Genomic DNA, 14494 nt, shown 5'->3' on the forward strand with positions numbered 1-14494 from the left:
GGTGCGACTCGCGGACGCCCGTGTCAGCGGGCGTTGCGGATGTAGGCCCGCACGGCGAGCGGCGCGAAGATCGCGATGATCGCCAGCGCGCCGACCAGGCTCCACACCACGTGCACCCCGGCGTGTCCGGTGTTGCAGAGTTCGCGGATCGCCGAGACCAGGTGACTGATCGGGTTCACGTTCACGAAGGCCTGCAGCCAGCCCGGCATGGTCTCGACCGGCACGAAGGCGTTCGACAGGAAGGTCAGGGGGAACATGATCATCATCGAGACGCCCTGCACCGACGTGGCCTTCTGCATCAGGCACCCCATGAGCGCGAAGATCCAGGAGACGGCGAAGCTGCAGAACAGGATCAGCACGGTGGAGGCGAGGACGCCGACCGGGTCCGGCCGCCAGCCCATCGCGATGCCCACGACGAAGGTGATGACCGTGGCGATGAGGTAACGCACGACGTCGGCGAGGAGCGCGCCGGCGAGCGGGCTGATGCGGGCGATCGGCAGCGACCGGAAGCGGTCGAAGACGCCCTTGTTCATGTCCTCACGGAGCTGGGTGCCCGTGACGATCGAGGCGACGATCACGGTCTGCACGAGGATGCCGGGAATGATGACCGGCAGGTAGCTGTGCACGTCGCCGCTGATCGCGCCGCCGAAGATGTACGCGAACATCAGGGTGAAGACGACGGGCTGCAGCACGACGTCGAAGAGTTGCTCCGGGTTGTGCCGGATCTTGAGGACGCCGCGCCAGCCCATGGTGAAGGACTGCTTGACGGTGTCGGCGAGGCCTATGTGGTTCGGGGCCGCGCGGTCGGGCGTGCGACCGGGGGCACGGGTGAGGGTGGTCGTCATGACGCCTCCTGGGCGGAATCGGTGGTGGCCGAGCCGTCGCGACTGTCGTCGGGTCGGCCGGTGAGGGTGAGGAAGACCTCGTCGAGGCTGGGCTTGGAGACCGTGATCTCCTCGATCGCGACGCCCTCCTCGCGCAGGGCGATGAGCAGGTCGGGCACGAGGTCGGGACGGTGCAGTGGGGCGGTCACGCGGGAGGCCTCGGGGCTGAGCGCGGCGGTTTCGGTCAGGATCCGCTCGACGGTGCGCGCGACGGCCGGCGCGTCCGCGTGATCGGCGGGGGTGAGCTGCAGCGTGGAGGAGCCCACCGAGGCCTTCAGCTCGTCGGCGGTGCCGTCGGCGATGACCAGTCCGTGGTCGATCACCGCGATCCGGTCGGCGAGCTGATCCGCCTCGTCGAGGTACTGCGTGGTGAGCAGCACCGTCGAGCCCTGCGCCACGAGATCGCGGATGGTGTCCCACATCTGCGAGCGGGTGCGCGGATCGAGGCCCGTGGTCGGCTCGTCGAGGAACAGCAGGGGCGGGGTGTCGATGAGGCTCGCAGCCAGATCGAGGCGCCGCCGCATGCCGCCGGAGAACTCCTTGAGCGGACGGTTCGCCGCGTCCTCCAGGCCGAACGCGTGCAGCAGCTCCTCGGCGCGCTCGCGGGAGGCGGGGCGGCTCTTGCCCAGCAGCCGGCCGAAGAGCACCAGGTTCTGCCGGGCCGTCAGATCCTCGTCGACGGAGGCGTACTGCCCCGTCAAGCCGATGAGCGAGCGCACCGTCGTCGCCTCGGCCACGACGTCGTGACCGAAGACCCGGGCGCTCCCGGCGTCGGGCTTGAGCAGCGTCGCGAGCATGCTGATGGTGGTCGTCTTGCCGGCGCCGTTGGGGCCGAGGACGCCGTAGACGGTGCCGGTGGGCACCTGGAGGTCGACGCCGTTGACCGCGCGGGTCGCACCGAAGTGCTTGACCAGGCCGCGGGCGTCGATCGCGAGGTCGGTGGGGGAGGACGGGCCCTGGCCGGTCCTCATCTGTGTGATCGTCATGGGCATCACGATGCATCGCCGCGCTGTCGTGGGGCTGTCGTGGCGCTGACGCGGTCTGTCGCCGCGGTCCGGCCGCACCTGTCAGGGGTGTGCGCCACAATGACGGGGTGCTGTTCGCCGAGGTCGTCGCCGTCTCCGCCGAGGTCGCGGGCACCCGGTCCCGCACCGCGAAGATCGCCGCGTTGGCCGCTGTCATCCGCGCCGCCGGGCCCGGGGCGGTGCGCCCCGTGGTGGCCTGGCTGTCCGGTGAGCTGCTGCAGGGCCGCCTCGGTGCGGGCTGGCGCACCGTCGCGCGGACCGTCGACGGCCTGGCACCCGCGGAGGAGCCGGCCCTGACCGTGGAGGACGTCACCGCCGCCCTCGACGAGCTGGCCGGGACGTCCGGTGCGGGATCGGTCGCCCGACGGGACGCCGTCCTCACCGGAATGTTCGGGCGCGCGACGGCGGCGGAGCAGCGGTTCCTCATCGGGCTCGTCACCGGTGAGCTGCGCCAGGGCGCCCTCGCGGGGGTGGTCACCGACGCGGTGGCACGCGCTGCGGAGGTGCCGTTGGAGACCGTGCGCCGTGCGGCCATGCTCTCGGGGTCGCTGCCCGACACCGCCGCGGCGGCGCTGCGCGGCGGCGCGGCAGAGCTCGCAGGATTCGGGCTCGAGGTCCTGCGCGGCATCGCACCGATGCTCGCCTCGCCGGCCGAGGACGTGGCGTCCGCGATGACGGACCTCGGGCCGGACGTCAGCGTCGAGTTCAAGTTGGACGGTGCGCGGATCCAGGTCCACCGGATCGGCGACGACGTCCGCGTCTACACCCGGACGCTGCGCGACATCACGGATGCGGTGCCGGAGATCGTCGCGGTGGCGCGCGAGTTGCCGTGCCGGTCCGTCGTGCTCGACGGGGAGTCGCTCGCCCTGACCGACGCCGGGCGGCCGCGCCCCTTCCAGGAGACGATGAGCCGGTTCGGATCCACCGAGTCGCGCGAGACTCTGCTGCGGCCGTACTTCTTCGACTGCCTGCACCTCGACGGTCGCGACCTGCTCGACGAGCCGCTGTCGGTCCGGCTGGATGCGCTGCAGGAGGTCGCGGGGGCACTGCGCATCCCCGCTCTGTCCCGGCCCACGCCGGACGAGGCCGCGGCCCACTACTCGGCGGCGCTCGCCGCGGGGCACGAGGGGGTGATGGTGAAGGCGCTGGACTCGCCCTACGCAGCGGGCCGCCGGGGTCGTTCGTGGCAGAAGGTCAAGCAGACGCACACGGTGGACCTGGTGGTGCTCGGCGCCGAATGGGGCTACGGCCGCCGCACGGGAATGCTCTCGAATCTGCACCTCGGGGCACGGGATCCGGACGGCGGCGAGCCGATCATGGTCGGCAAGACCTTCAAAGGACTGACGGACGCGCTGTTGCGGTGGCAGACCGAGGAGTTCCCGCGCCACGAGCGCGAGAGGGATCAGAACACCGTGTACCTGCGACCCGAGATCGTGGTCGAGATCGAACTCGACGGCGTGCAGGTCTCGCGCCGCTACCCCGGCGGCGTCGCGCTGCGGTTCGCGCGAGTACTGCGGTACCGACCGGACAAGACCGCCGCCGAGGCGGACACCATCGAGGCGGTGCGGGCGCTACTGCCCGGGTAGCGGCGCGGTGGCGTCGATCCCGTCGGCGACGAGGGCGCGCCGGAGCACCTTGAACGACGGAGTGCGCGGCAGCTCCGGTACGACGCGCCAGCGCCGCGGGTACTGGCGCGGGCCGAGGTCCGGCTGCGCGCGCAGGAACGCGGAGAGCTCCTCGGGGTCGAGCTCCGCGCCGGGGACGAGGACGAGGGCCGCCGCCACCTGGTCACCGACGCGGTCCGGCAATCCGTAGACCGCGGCCTCCGCGACCGCGGGATGCCGCACCAGGACGCGCTCGATCGGGGCTGCGCCCAGGTTCTCGCCGCCCACGCGCATCCAGTCGCCGGTTCGGCCGGCGAAATGGACGTAGCCCGCCTCGTCGACGTACGCCAGATCGCCGGTGCGGTAGACGCCGCCCTTCGATCGTTCTGCGTCGGCGGCGGGATCGTTGTAATAGCCCGAGAAGCCTCCGGTGCCCGCGGTGTTGACCAGTTCCCCGATCGCCTCGTCCGCGTTGAGCAGCGTGCCGTCGGGGGCCGCCTCGGCCCGCGGGCACTCCCGGGTCGTACCGGGCTTCCAGACCGCGACTCCGTCGGGCAGGGGACCGAGGGCGTCGGGCGGGGTGTCCGGGGTGCGGGCGATGGCGACACCGTTCTCCGACGAGCCGTAGCCGTCCTGGACGTGGCAGCCGAAGCGCCGGGCGAAGGCCGCGATGTCCTCGGCGCGGCCCTCGTTGCCGTACAGGACGCGCAGCGGATTGTCGGCGTCGTCCGGGAGTGCCGGAGTGGCGAGGATGTAGGACAGGGGAGTACCCACGTAATTGGCGTAGGTGGCGCCGTACCTGCGTACATCGGCCAGGAAGCACGAGGCCGAGAAGCGTTCGGCGAGGGCGATGGTCGCGCCGGCGGCGAGCGCGACGGCCCAGCCCGCGAGGAGCGCGTTGGAATGGAAGAGCGGCATCGCGATGTAGGCGGTGTCATCGCCGTTCAGGCCGAACCGCTGCGCGAGCATGGTGCCGGCTCCGGTGAACTTGCCGTGCGTCGCCTGCACCGCCTTCGGCTCACCGCTCGTCCCCGAGGTGAAGACGAGGGCGAGCAGGCTGTCCGGGGTGACCTCGGCGACGGGCACGGGCGCACCGGCGTGCGCGGCGAGCAGCTCCGCCCACCACGGACCGTCGAGATCGATGACGGGGACGCTGAGCTCGAGGCCGTCGAGAAGCGCGGCGTGGCGACCCTGCGTGAGCACGACGCCGCAGTCCGCCAGCGCGACGTCCCGGGCGAGCGCCTCGCCGCGGCGGGTCGGGTTGATTCCCACGACGACCGCACCGGATAGCGCGGCGGCGCCGAGCAGGAAGGAGAACTCGGGGACGTTGTCCGCGAGCACCCCGACGTGTGGTGGAACGCCGTGAGGAAGGAGCTCCCGCAGAACGGCGGCGCGGACCGAGGACTCCGCGACGTGCTCCGCCCAGGTCCACCTGCGGTCGCCGGCCCGCAGGCCCGCGCCGGGATCCTCGGCGCGGGCCAGCAGCAGGTCGGCGACGGTCGGCAGGGCCTGCATGCGGGCGTCGCTCATCTCAGGCGCCGAGGAACCGCGCGCACATCTCGCCGATCATGTACGACGGCGCGTTCGTGTTGCCGCCGGTGATGGACGGCATGATCGACGCGTCCGCGACACGCAGCCCCTCGATCCCCTTGACCCGCAACTGCGGGTCGACCACCGCACGCTCGTCGGTGCCCATCCGGCAGGTGCCGACCGGGTGGTACACGGAGTGCACGCGGTTCGGGAGCTCGCGCCGCAACGCGGCGTCATCCATGAATGCGGCGCCCGGGGTGAACTCCTCGCTCACCATCGGCGCGACAGACGGGTGTCGCATCACCTCGCGGACCATGCCGATGCCCTCCATGAGCACCTCGGTGTCCTGCGGGTCGGAGAGGTAACCGGGGTCGATCAGCGGCTGCTCGAGTGGATCGGCCGAGTTCAGGCGGAGCTCGCCGCGGCTCTGCGGGTAGATCAGCGTCGGAAGGATCGTCAGGCCGGGCCGCGGATCTACCATGTGCAGCTTGTCGGCATCCTGGTTCGGCGTCGGGTAGTTCCACGGCAGGCAGTGGATCTGCAGGTCCGGGATGTCCTTCGCGTACGAGGTGCGCACGAAGGCGGCCGCATCGAAGACGGTGTTGGCCATGAAGCTCTCCCCGGGCTTGCGCCACTCCTGGAGCAGGCCCTTCGCGAAGTACGGCGGGGTGCCCTTGTGCACCGCGTCCTTCATCAGGAAGGTCAGCGGTACGAAGAGGTGATCGTGCAGGTTCTGCCCCACGGGGAGGTCGGCGTGCACGTCGATCCCCTTCTCGCGCAGGTGCGCGCCCGGTCCGATGCCGGAGAGCATCAGGATCTGGGGGGTGCCGATCACGCCGCCGGAGACGATGACCTCGCGGTGGGCGCGAATGGTGGTGACGGAGTTCCCGTCGAGCACCTCGACGCCGGTGGCGCGTCCGTTCTCGATCACTACGCGCTTGACGTGAGCGCCGACGTGCACGTGCAGGTTCGGTCGATCGCCGCGGAGATAGCCGTGCGCGGAGCTGAATCGCGTTCCGCCGGAGGCGCTCTGCTGGAAGACGCTCACGCCCTCCTGCGACGGCCCGTTGTAGTCCTCGATGACCGGTGTGTCCAGTGTGGACGAGAGGGCCTGCATGTAGGACCTGGTGGCGGCGGTGAGGTGGCGCTGGCGCGTGACCTCGATGGGGCCGCCGGCCCCGCGCAGGTCGGTGGCGCCGTCCTCCCAGTTCTCGAGGCGCTTGAACGCGGGGAGGACGCCCTCGTAGTCCCAGCCGGTTGCGCCCTCGGCGGCCCAGGAGTCGTAGTTCGCGCGGTTGCCGCGCACGAAGAGCATGCCGTTGATCGAGCTCGACCCGCCGAGGATCTTGCCGCGCGTCATGGGGATCCGCCGGTCGTTGGCGAACTTCTGCGGGACCGAGTACTGCTTCCACGCGACCCGGGACTTGAGCTGGGGCACCGTGTGGACCATCGAGATCATGCCGGGCACCTGGGCGAGCCGGGTGTTGTCGTTGCGGCCCGCCTCGAGCAGGGCGACGGTCGCACCCGTGTCGGCCAGCCGGCCCGCGACCACCGAACCGGCACTGCCGGAACCGATGACGATGTAGTCGACGGCGTCGTTCGGCGACACGGCGGTGGTCGCGGTCTTGTACGGCTTGCGGATCATGCGGGGTTCCTTCCGGCGAGGGTCGCGCCGAGGGCGCGGAGGTGGGCCGTCGCGCCGCCGAGCGCGAACTCCGCGCGCTTGGCCGCCACGAAGTAGCGATGGGTGGGATGATCGGTGTCGATGCCGACGCCGCCGTGCACGTGAACGGTGGTGTGCGCCACGCGATGGCCCGCCTCGGCGGCCCAGAATTTGGCGGTCGCGATCTCCGCGTCGGCGTCGAGGCCCTCGGACTCGCGCCATGCCGCCTCCAGCACCGTGAGGCGGACGGCCTCGACGTCGATGTAGGCGTCGGCGAGGCGCTGCCGCACGGCCTGGAAGCTGCCGATCTGCTTGCCGAACTGCTCGCGAGTGCGGGCGTATTCGGCGGTCAGTTCCAGCGCTCGTTCGGTGATGCCGGCCTGCAGGGCGCACCAGCCGATGGTCGCGAGGCGGCGGGCGCGGGCGGGAGCGCCGTCACCGCCGAGCCGGGCGTCGAGCGGGAGCGGTACGGCGGCGGCCTCGACGAGCGCGGTGTCGGAGCCGTTCACCACGTTCTGTCGGGTGATGCTGATGCCCTTGGCGTCCCGGGGCAGCAGGAACAGCGCGGGGCCCTCCGCCGTGGTCGCCTCGATCAGCAGGGTGTCGGCGAACGCTGCGGACGAGACGGCGGTCTGGGCGCCGTTGAGCCGCCAGCCGTCGGCGGAGGTCGTCGCCGTGAAGCCGGTGTGCTCGTCGCCGAAGACGACGGCGACGGTGTCGGCGCCCCGCAGCACGGGGACCACCCACTTCTCGATCTGCTCCGCGGTGCCGTACTCGGCGATGGTCTCCGCGCCGACCAGGACGGTGTCCAGGTACGGCGCCGGAGCGACGGTGCGGCCGAGCTCCGTGAGCACCGCGGCGTGCGCGGTGATGCCCAGTCCGCCGCCTCCGACCGACGCGGGCAGCGCGGCGTCGAGCACGCCGGAGCGGGCGAGCGTGGCCCACAGGTCGCGGTGGAAGCCCGAATCGCCGGGCTTGGGGTTCTTCTCGGACCAATCCTCGGCGATGCGTCGCGTGAGCACGGCGAGGTCGCTCTGCGCCTCGGGAACGGTGAAGTCCATGGTTTGCCTCCTTCGCTCAGCGGCTCACGGGCAGGTGCAGTCCCGCACCCGCGATCAGGTCGCGCTGGATCTCGTTGGTGCCGCCGCCGAAGGTGAGGATCAGCGAACTGCGGTGGAGCCGCTCGATCCTGCCGCGCAGCAGCGTGCCCGGTGACGTGGCGCGGACGATGCCCGCAGTGCCGAGCACCTCCATCAGCAGGCGATAGCCCTCGGTGGCGTACTCGGTGCCGAAGACCTTGGTCGCGGAGGCGTCGGCGGGGCCGAGTTCGCTGTGGTCGGCGGCCCAGGCGATCTTCCAGTTCCGCAGCTTGAGGTACTGGGCGTGGGCGTAGACGCGGGCGAGGTGGGTGCGCACCCACTCGGCGTCGATCACGCGCGTGCCGTCGGCGAGCTTGGTGTTCTGCGCCCAGTGCCGCACCTGGCGCTCGGAGTCGAGCAGCGGGGCGGCCGAGGTCAGCGCCACCCGCTCGTGGTTGAGCTGGTTCGTGATGAGCTTCCAGCCGCCGTGCAGCTCGCCCACGACGGAACTCGTGGGCACGCGCACGTCCTGGTAGTAGGTCGCCGACGTGCCGGGGCCCGCGACGGTGTGCACCTTGGTCCAGGAGAAGCCCTCGGCGTCGGTGGGCACGACCATGATCGAGATCCCGCGGTGGCGCTGCGCCTCGGGGTCGGTCCGCGCCGCGAGCCAGATGTAGTCCGCGTACTCGATGAGCGAGGTCCACATCTTCTGGCCGTTGACGACGAAGTCGTCGCCGTCGCGGACCGCGCGCGTGCGCAGGGAGGCGAGGTCGGTGCCGGCTTCCGGCTCGGAGTAACCGATGGAGAAGTGGGTCTCGCCGGCGGCGATCCCGGGCAGCAGTTCCGCCTTCTGCTCCTCGGTGCCCCCGGCCATGATCGCGGGGCCGACGGTGTTCACGGTGAGGAAGGGCACGGGGACGCCGGCCACCGCGGCCTCGTCGGTGAAGATCAGCTGGTCGAGCATGGGGCGGGCCTGGCCGCCGAACTCCTCGGGCCAGCCGATGGCGAGCCACCCGTCCTTGCCGAGGGTGCGGGTGATCTCCTTGTAGACCTCCCCGTCGCCGTACTCGCCGCCGGGCCCGAGCAGCGCCTCGCGGCGCTCGGGGGTCATCAGCTGGGCGAAGTACGCGCGCAGCTCGGCGCGCAGCTGCTGCTGTTCCGGCGCATAGTCGATCCGCATGGCGCCACTGTAGAACAAGTTCTAGAAAAGCGGAACGAAACCGCGCTCTCGGCAGTATTTTCCTTCTATGAGGAGCGCACGCTCCATAGTGAACACGTTCTCGAAATCGAAGGGTTGCACATGACGCAGGCAGACGTAGCGGGCCTCGACGGCAAGGTGGCGATCGTGACCGGCGCGGGCGCCGGGCTGGGCCGGGCCGAGGCGCTCGCGCTGGCCCGCGGCGGCGCCGCGGTCGTGGTGGGCGACGTCTCGCCGGCGGCGGAGGAGGTGGTCGCGCAGATCCGGGCCGACGGCGGGCGCGCCGAGCTGGTGCTCGGCGACTCGGGGGACCGGGACACCGCCGACGCGCTGATGGCCGCGGCCGAGGGCCTGGGCGGCCTGCACATCGTGGTCAACAATGCCGGCTTCTGCCGCGACAAGATGATCTTCTCGATGAGCGACGAGGAGTTCGACTCGGTGGTCCGCGTGCACCTGCGCGGGCACTTCCTGCTCTCGCGGAACGCCTCGGCGTACTGGCGCGACGCCGCCAAGGCATCGGGCGGCGAGGTCTACGGGCGCGTGATCAACACGTCCTCGGAGGCCTTCCTCTTCGGTTCCGTCGGCCAACCCAACTACGCCGCGGCGAAGGCCGGCATCGCCGCGCTGACCATCGCCACCGCGCGCGGCCTCGGACGGTACGGCGTCCGCGCGAACGCGATCTGCCCCCGTGCGCGGACCGCCATGACGGAGGGTGTCTTCGGGGACGCCCCCGACGGCACCGTCGACCCCCTGTCCGTCGATCACGTGGCGCGCTTCGTACGCTTCCTCGCCGGGCCGGAGGCCGAGAAGGTCAACGGTCAGGTCTTCGTGGTGCACGGCGGCATGGTCGCGCTGATGGCGCCGCCCAGCCTGGAGGCGCGCTTCGACGCCGACGGCGGCCAGTGGGACGAGGCCGGTCTCGCCGCTGCGGTGGGCGGCTACTTCGCGGACCGCGACGACCGCATGTTCGTCGCAGCACAGCTGGAAGGCTAGGAGTTCTCATGGCACGACTGCAGGGGAAGCGGGCGCTCATCACGGGCGCCGCACGCGGGCAGGGCGCGGCCGTCGCGCGACGGTTCGTCGCCGAGGGCGCGCAGGTGCTGCTCGGCGACGTCCTGGACGAGCAGGGCGAGGCGCTGGCCGCCGGGCTCGGCGACGCAGCGGTGTACCGGCATCTCGACGTGACGAGCGAGGACGACTGGGCCGCCGCGGTCGCGGAGGTTCAGGAGCGCTTCGGCGGGCTCGACGTGCTGGTGAACAATGCCGGCGTGCTGTTCTTCTCGGCGCTCGAGCAGACCGCCCTCGCCGACTACGAGCGGGTGATCCGGATCAACCAGTTCGGCTGCTTCCTCGGTATGCGAGCCGCGGTGGAGCCGATGAAGGCGGCCGGCGGCGGGGCGATCGTGAACACCTCCTCGGTCGAGGGGCTGGGCGGCATGCCCTATCTCACCGCCTACACGGCCAGCAAGTTCGCGATCCGGGGTATGACGAAGGCCGCGGCGATGGAGCTGGGCCAGTACGGCATCCGCGTCAACTCGGTGCACCCCGGCATGATCGATACCGCGATGGTGGCCGACGCCCTCGGCGGTAACGAGCCGCCCACCGACTGGCTCAAGCAGCGTCTGCCGATCGGACGCCAGGGCACCGCCGACGAGATCGCCTCGCTCGTGCTCTTCGTCGCGTCCGACGAGGCGAGTTACAGCACGGGCGCCGAGTTCGTCGCCGACGGCGGCGCGACCGCGACCCACGCGCTGAAGCTCTAGATGCCCGGCACGGAAGCGATCCGGCGGGTGGTCGAGGCCTCGCCCGCCGCCGTCGCTGCGCACGACAAGGACGCCTGGACGGCGCTGTTCGCCCCCGGCGGCGCCGTCCACGATCCGGTGGGGCCGCCGCCGCAGACGGACCCCGCGGCGATCGCGCGGTTCTACGACATGTTCATCGCGCCCAACCGGATCGTCTTCGAGGTCGACCACGACCTGATCCTCCCGGGTGAGCGGGAGGGCCTGATGATCCGCGACCTCACGGTGCACACCACCATGAGCACCGGTGTCACGCTGCACATCCCGATGCACTTGCGGTACACCGTGACCGACGGTCCCGGCGGCGCCGCCATCACCGGCCTGTACGCGCACTGGGAACTGCGCGGGATGATCGCCGCGCTCCTGCTCTCCGGTCCACGCGGGCTCGCCGCCGGCGCACTCCTCGGCCCCCGGCTGTTCCGCACGCTGGGCGCCCGTGCCGCGCTGGGCTTCCTCGGCGGGGTACGCGGCGTCGGCGGGCGGGGCCGTCGACGGGCCGCCGACCTGCTCCACCTGCGCGGCTTACAGGTGGGAAAGGTTCTCGCGTCCGGCCGGACGGTCACCGCCACCGTCTACGACGGCGCGCGCCGCGGCCTCGCCGTCGTCGACTTCACGGGCGCCGGAGAACCGGATCTGGCCCTGCACTTCTGACGGTCCCGCTCAGCAGCGGGCGCAGGGGAAGGGCCGGGGACGGCGGTAGCGGCGAGCCGTCGGAGACGGCGAAGGCGCGCAGGAGCTGCCCGGCCAAGCGCGCGGAGGCGGACCGCGGTACGGAGCCCCGGGCCACGAGACCGGCGTTCGCCAGGAACGCGAGGGTGACGTCGGCGGACGTGACGTCCTGTCGCACCATTCCTGCGTCGCGGCATCGGTCGACCAGCGCGTTCAGGGCGCGCTCCGCTTCGTCGAGCTTCGTGGATTCCGCTGCGCGGGGATGGCGATCGAGGAAGGCCTGCGTGAATCCTCGATCGCCGGCCTGCAGCGCGAACACGGTGTGCACCAGGGCGCTCAGGCCGCGCCACGGGTCGGGGTCGTCGATCGCCTTCTCGAGCGCGTGCGTGCAGGCGCCGAACTGCTCCCCGAAGGCCTCCGCGACGAGCTGGTCGCGCGTGGGGAACCTGCGGTGCAGGGTCGCGACGCCGACCCCGGCGCGTCGCGCGACCGCGGCGAGCGGAGCGTCGATGCCGCGGGCCGTGAACACCTCGCGGGCGGCGCGCACGATGCGCTCCCGGTTGCGCCGGGCGTCGGTCCGCAGGATGCGTTCGCTCCCGGCGAGATGAGACCGATCGGCGTTCATGTCTCTCAGTTTATCGGCGGGCGGAAGCCGCACGGGGGCCCGACGGTTGTCCCGGACATGACACACGACGAATCCTCCATGCGTGCCGCCCTGTTCGATCGCTACGGTCCGCCTGAGGTGCTCTACGAGGGCAAGGTGCCGATCCCCGCGATCGGTGACGACGAGCTGCTGGTGCGCGTGCGCGCCGTCTCGGTGAACGGTGGCGAGCTCATCGTCCGCTCGGGCGGCCTGCCGTCGTGGCTGATGCGCGGGCCGTTCCCCCGGCGCACCGGGCTGGACTTCGTCGGCGAGGTCGCCGCGGCCGGCCCCGCGACGTCCGGACACGCTGTGGGCGATCGGGTGTGGGGCCTGCTGAGCGAGAAGCCCGATGCGTCGGGTCAGGCGCTGCGCAGCCTGGCCGAGTACGTCGTCGTCCGGCCCGATCAGATCGCCGCCGCACCACGGTCGTTGTCGCCCGTCGAAGCAGTGACCCTCCCGGTGGGCGGGCTCACGGCGTTGCTCGCCCTGCGTCGCGAGGCGGGCCTGCGCCCGGGCGAGAGCGTGCTGGTGCGCGGCGCGGCAGGCGGTGTCGGCAGTGCGGTCGTCCAGGTCGCGAAGACGCTCGGTGCGGGTCCGGTGACGGGACTGGCCGGCGCGGGCGCCCTGGACTTCGTGTCCGGTCTCGGCGCCGATCGGGCCGTCGACTACCGGCGGACCGGCCCCGACGGCCTCGGCACGTTCGACGTCGTGATCGACACCGTCGGAACCGATCTGAGCGACTTCCGGCGTTTGCTCGCACCGGGCGGACGCATGGTGACGGTGCGTTTCGATACCGATCGCACGATTCGAAGCCTGGGGACGATCGCCGCGTCGGCGATCCACGGTGACCGCCGGATCCGTTTCTTCCGTGGCGCACCCGACCCGGCCCTGCTCGCGGAGCTCGCGCGGATGGTCGACCGCGGAGCGCTGCGACCGGTCCTCGACGCGACGTACCCGCTCGCAGATGCCGCCGGTGCGCATCGTCGGTTGGAGGAGGGCGGCGTTCTCGGCAAGGTCGTCATCGACGTGGAGGGGACCTAGTCGCGCGCTCCCGCGACGCGGGAAAGGGTGAGGGCGGCGGCGCGCACGGCGGGGCCGACGCGTTCCGGGCGCATGCGGTTGCTCCAGCCCGCCACGGAGATCGCTGCAATGGGGGCGTCATCTGCGTCGAGGATGGGGCAGGCGACGCAGACCGTGCCGTTGCCGGACTCCTCCCGCTCGTACGCGACGCCCTCATCGCGGACGCGCTCGAGCTGGCGGCGCAGGACCGTGGGCGAGGTGATGGTGCGGGTGCTCAGGCGCGGCATCCCGGCCGCGATGACCGCGTCGAGTGCGGGCGCGTCCGCGAACGCGAGGATCGCCTTGCCGACCCCGGTCGCATGCGCCGGCATCCGCCCGCCCACGCGGGACGGCAGGTCCGGTGCGTCCGGACCCGGGAGGACCTCGAAATAGACGACCTCGATGCCCTCGAGCCGGGCCAGGTGCACGGTGTTGCGGGTCGCCGAGCGGAGGTCCGCGAGCACCGGACGCGCCGCGTCGACGAGATCGCGGTGGCCGGTGGCGAGCTGGCCGATCTCGAACAGTCGCAGGCCCAGCCGCAGATCGGTTCCGGAACGCTCCAACAGGCCGGCGGAGACCAGGTGCCCCGTGAGGCGGTGCACCGTCGACTTGGGCAGCCCGGTGCGCCGCGCCAACTCGGAGACGCCGAGCCCGCCGTCGCCGGGCCGGTACGACGACAGCAGTGCGGAGATCCGGTCGACGGTGGCCCCGTCGTTCCGCTCAGCGGGACGCATGCGACCAGTGTGCCAGGGCCCGTCCTCGTCGTGGGTCTATCCGCGGACGATCGGCCCGACGAACCGGACCAGGAGCTCGTGCTCGTACGCGGCGCTCGCGCCGGGGTGCGCGAGCAGACCGACGATCACCCGGACGACCCAGTCGAAGACCAGCGGGTCGGCGAGCTCCGGTAGGTCGGCGGCGACGGGGGTGCGCGTCGCCGCCGCGGCGAGTGCGTCGATGTTCTCGGCCAGGACCGGACCCACGGCGAAATCCTCCGAGGCGAACCAGGCGAGTAGCTCCGGCCGGTCGCGCACGTAGGCGACGGCCGCCTCGATCACGGCGACGAGGCGCTCCGAGGCGTCCCCCGTGGCAGGTCCGCTCGTCGTGAGATGGTCGAGAGCCCTGGACATCTCGCGGAGCACGTAGGCGGATCGCAGCATCTCGCGGTTGGCGAAGTACCGGTAGAGCGTGGCGCGGGAGCACCCCGCGGCGCGGGCGATGTCGTCCATGCCGACCGCGGCGACACCGTGCTCCGCGAACATGCCGGAGGCGGCGTCGAGGATGCGCTCCGCCGCGCCGGACCTGGTGGCCTCGGACCAACTGTTCTTCGCGGCGGACGTCATG

General features: G+C 71.8%; 14 protein-coding genes. 5 read left to right on the forward strand and 9 right to left on the reverse strand.

All coding sequences use genetic code 11. The features are described 5' to 3' along the window. Window positions 1–23: 23 nt before the first annotated feature. Both FK530_RS01000 and FK530_RS01005 read right to left on the reverse strand, forming a co-directional pair. Window positions 24–845: an ABC transporter permease gene (locus FK530_RS01000; protein WP_146485120.1), complete on the reverse strand. Its 822-nt coding sequence runs from the start codon at window positions 843–845 to the stop codon at window positions 24–26. Then, window positions 842–1870 carry an ATP-binding cassette domain-containing protein gene (locus FK530_RS01005; RefSeq protein WP_146485121.1) on the reverse strand — a complete coding sequence of 343 codons (1029 nt, stop codon included), beginning with the start codon at window positions 1868–1870 and terminating at the stop codon, window positions 842–844. The genes FK530_RS01000 and FK530_RS01005 overlap by 4 nt, the downstream gene beginning before the upstream one ends. Before the next feature lie 107 nt (window positions 1871–1977). Here FK530_RS01005 and FK530_RS01010 point away from each other — a divergent pair, with 107 nt between their 5' ends. Then, window positions 1978–3495: an ATP-dependent DNA ligase gene (locus FK530_RS01010; protein WP_146485122.1), complete on the forward strand. Its 1518-nt coding sequence runs from the start codon at window positions 1978–1980 to the stop codon at window positions 3493–3495. Here the strand turns inward: FK530_RS01010 and FK530_RS01015 are convergent. Genes FK530_RS01015 through FK530_RS01030 form a run of 4 tightly spaced genes read right to left on the reverse strand, consistent with a single transcriptional unit; the run spans window position 3481 to window position 8965 of the window. Beyond that, entirely contained in the window at window positions 3481–5043 is a 1563-nt protein-coding gene (locus tag FK530_RS01015; RefSeq protein WP_231706447.1) for a long-chain-fatty-acid--CoA ligase, read from the reverse strand. The two genes, FK530_RS01010 and FK530_RS01015, sit on opposite strands and share 15 nt — an antisense overlap. Before the next feature lies 1 nt (window position 5044). Then, window positions 5045–6688, reverse strand: coding sequence for a GMC family oxidoreductase (locus tag FK530_RS01020; RefSeq protein ID WP_146485123.1), 1644 nt, complete (start codon window positions 6686–6688; stop codon window positions 5045–5047). After that, on the reverse strand, window positions 6685–7767 hold the full coding sequence (locus FK530_RS01025) for an acyl-CoA dehydrogenase family protein (protein WP_146485124.1): 1083 nt from the start codon (window positions 7765–7767) through the stop codon (window positions 6685–6687). Before FK530_RS01025 ends, FK530_RS01020 begins: the two co-directional genes overlap by 4 nt. A gap of 16 nt (window positions 7768–7783) precedes the next feature. Continuing rightward, window positions 7784–8965 (reverse strand): acyl-CoA dehydrogenase family protein, encoded by a 1182-nt coding sequence (locus FK530_RS01030; RefSeq protein WP_146485125.1) that lies wholly within the window; start codon window positions 8963–8965, stop codon window positions 7784–7786. Between the two features lie 120 nt (window positions 8966–9085). On the opposite strand from FK530_RS01030, the gene FK530_RS01035 reads away from it, so the two are divergent. From FK530_RS01035 to FK530_RS01045, 3 genes are read left to right on the forward strand one after another with little or no spacing between them, the layout of a single operon-like run. Continuing rightward, window positions 9086–9976 carry a 3-oxoacyl-ACP reductase gene (locus FK530_RS01035; protein WP_146485126.1) on the forward strand — a complete coding sequence of 297 codons (891 nt, stop codon included), beginning with the start codon at window positions 9086–9088 and terminating at the stop codon, window positions 9974–9976. An 8-nt stretch (window positions 9977–9984) separates the two neighbouring features. Beyond that, complete coding sequence (locus tag FK530_RS01040; protein WP_146485127.1) at window positions 9985–10746, forward strand: glucose 1-dehydrogenase; 762 nt, start codon at window positions 9985–9987, stop codon at window positions 10744–10746. After that, complete coding sequence (locus FK530_RS01045) at window positions 10747–11433, forward strand: nuclear transport factor 2 family protein (protein WP_146485128.1); 687 nt, start codon at window positions 10747–10749, stop codon at window positions 11431–11433. On the opposite strand, the gene FK530_RS01050 is transcribed toward FK530_RS01045, so the two are convergent. Beyond that, window positions 11393–12076 (reverse strand): TetR/AcrR family transcriptional regulator, encoded by a 684-nt coding sequence (locus FK530_RS01050; RefSeq protein WP_146485129.1) that lies wholly within the window; start codon window positions 12074–12076, stop codon window positions 11393–11395. The two genes, FK530_RS01045 and FK530_RS01050, sit on opposite strands and share 41 nt — an antisense overlap. A 78-nt stretch (window positions 12077–12154) precedes the next feature. Here FK530_RS01050 and FK530_RS01055 point away from each other — a divergent pair, with 78 nt between their 5' ends. Then, on the forward strand, window positions 12155–13135 hold the full coding sequence (locus FK530_RS01055; RefSeq protein WP_146485130.1) for an NAD(P)-dependent alcohol dehydrogenase: 981 nt from the start codon (window positions 12155–12157) through the stop codon (window positions 13133–13135). Here FK530_RS01055 and FK530_RS01060 read toward each other — a convergent pair. Beyond that, on the reverse strand, window positions 13132–13887 hold the full coding sequence (locus FK530_RS01060) for an IclR family transcriptional regulator (RefSeq protein ID WP_146485131.1): 756 nt from the start codon (window positions 13885–13887) through the stop codon (window positions 13132–13134). The genes FK530_RS01055 and FK530_RS01060 overlap by 4 nt on opposite strands. Window positions 13888–13923: 36 nt before the next feature. Continuing rightward, window positions 13924–14493, reverse strand: a complete 570-nt coding sequence (locus tag FK530_RS26300; RefSeq protein ID WP_158644997.1) for a TetR/AcrR family transcriptional regulator — start codon at window positions 14491–14493, stop codon at window positions 13924–13926. Between the last annotated feature and the right edge of the window lies 1 nt (window position 14494).

Origin of the sequence: Tsukamurella conjunctivitidis (genome assembly GCF_007858475.1) — a bacterium.
GTDB lineage: Bacteria > Actinomycetota > Actinomycetes > Mycobacteriales > Mycobacteriaceae > Tsukamurella > Tsukamurella conjunctivitidis.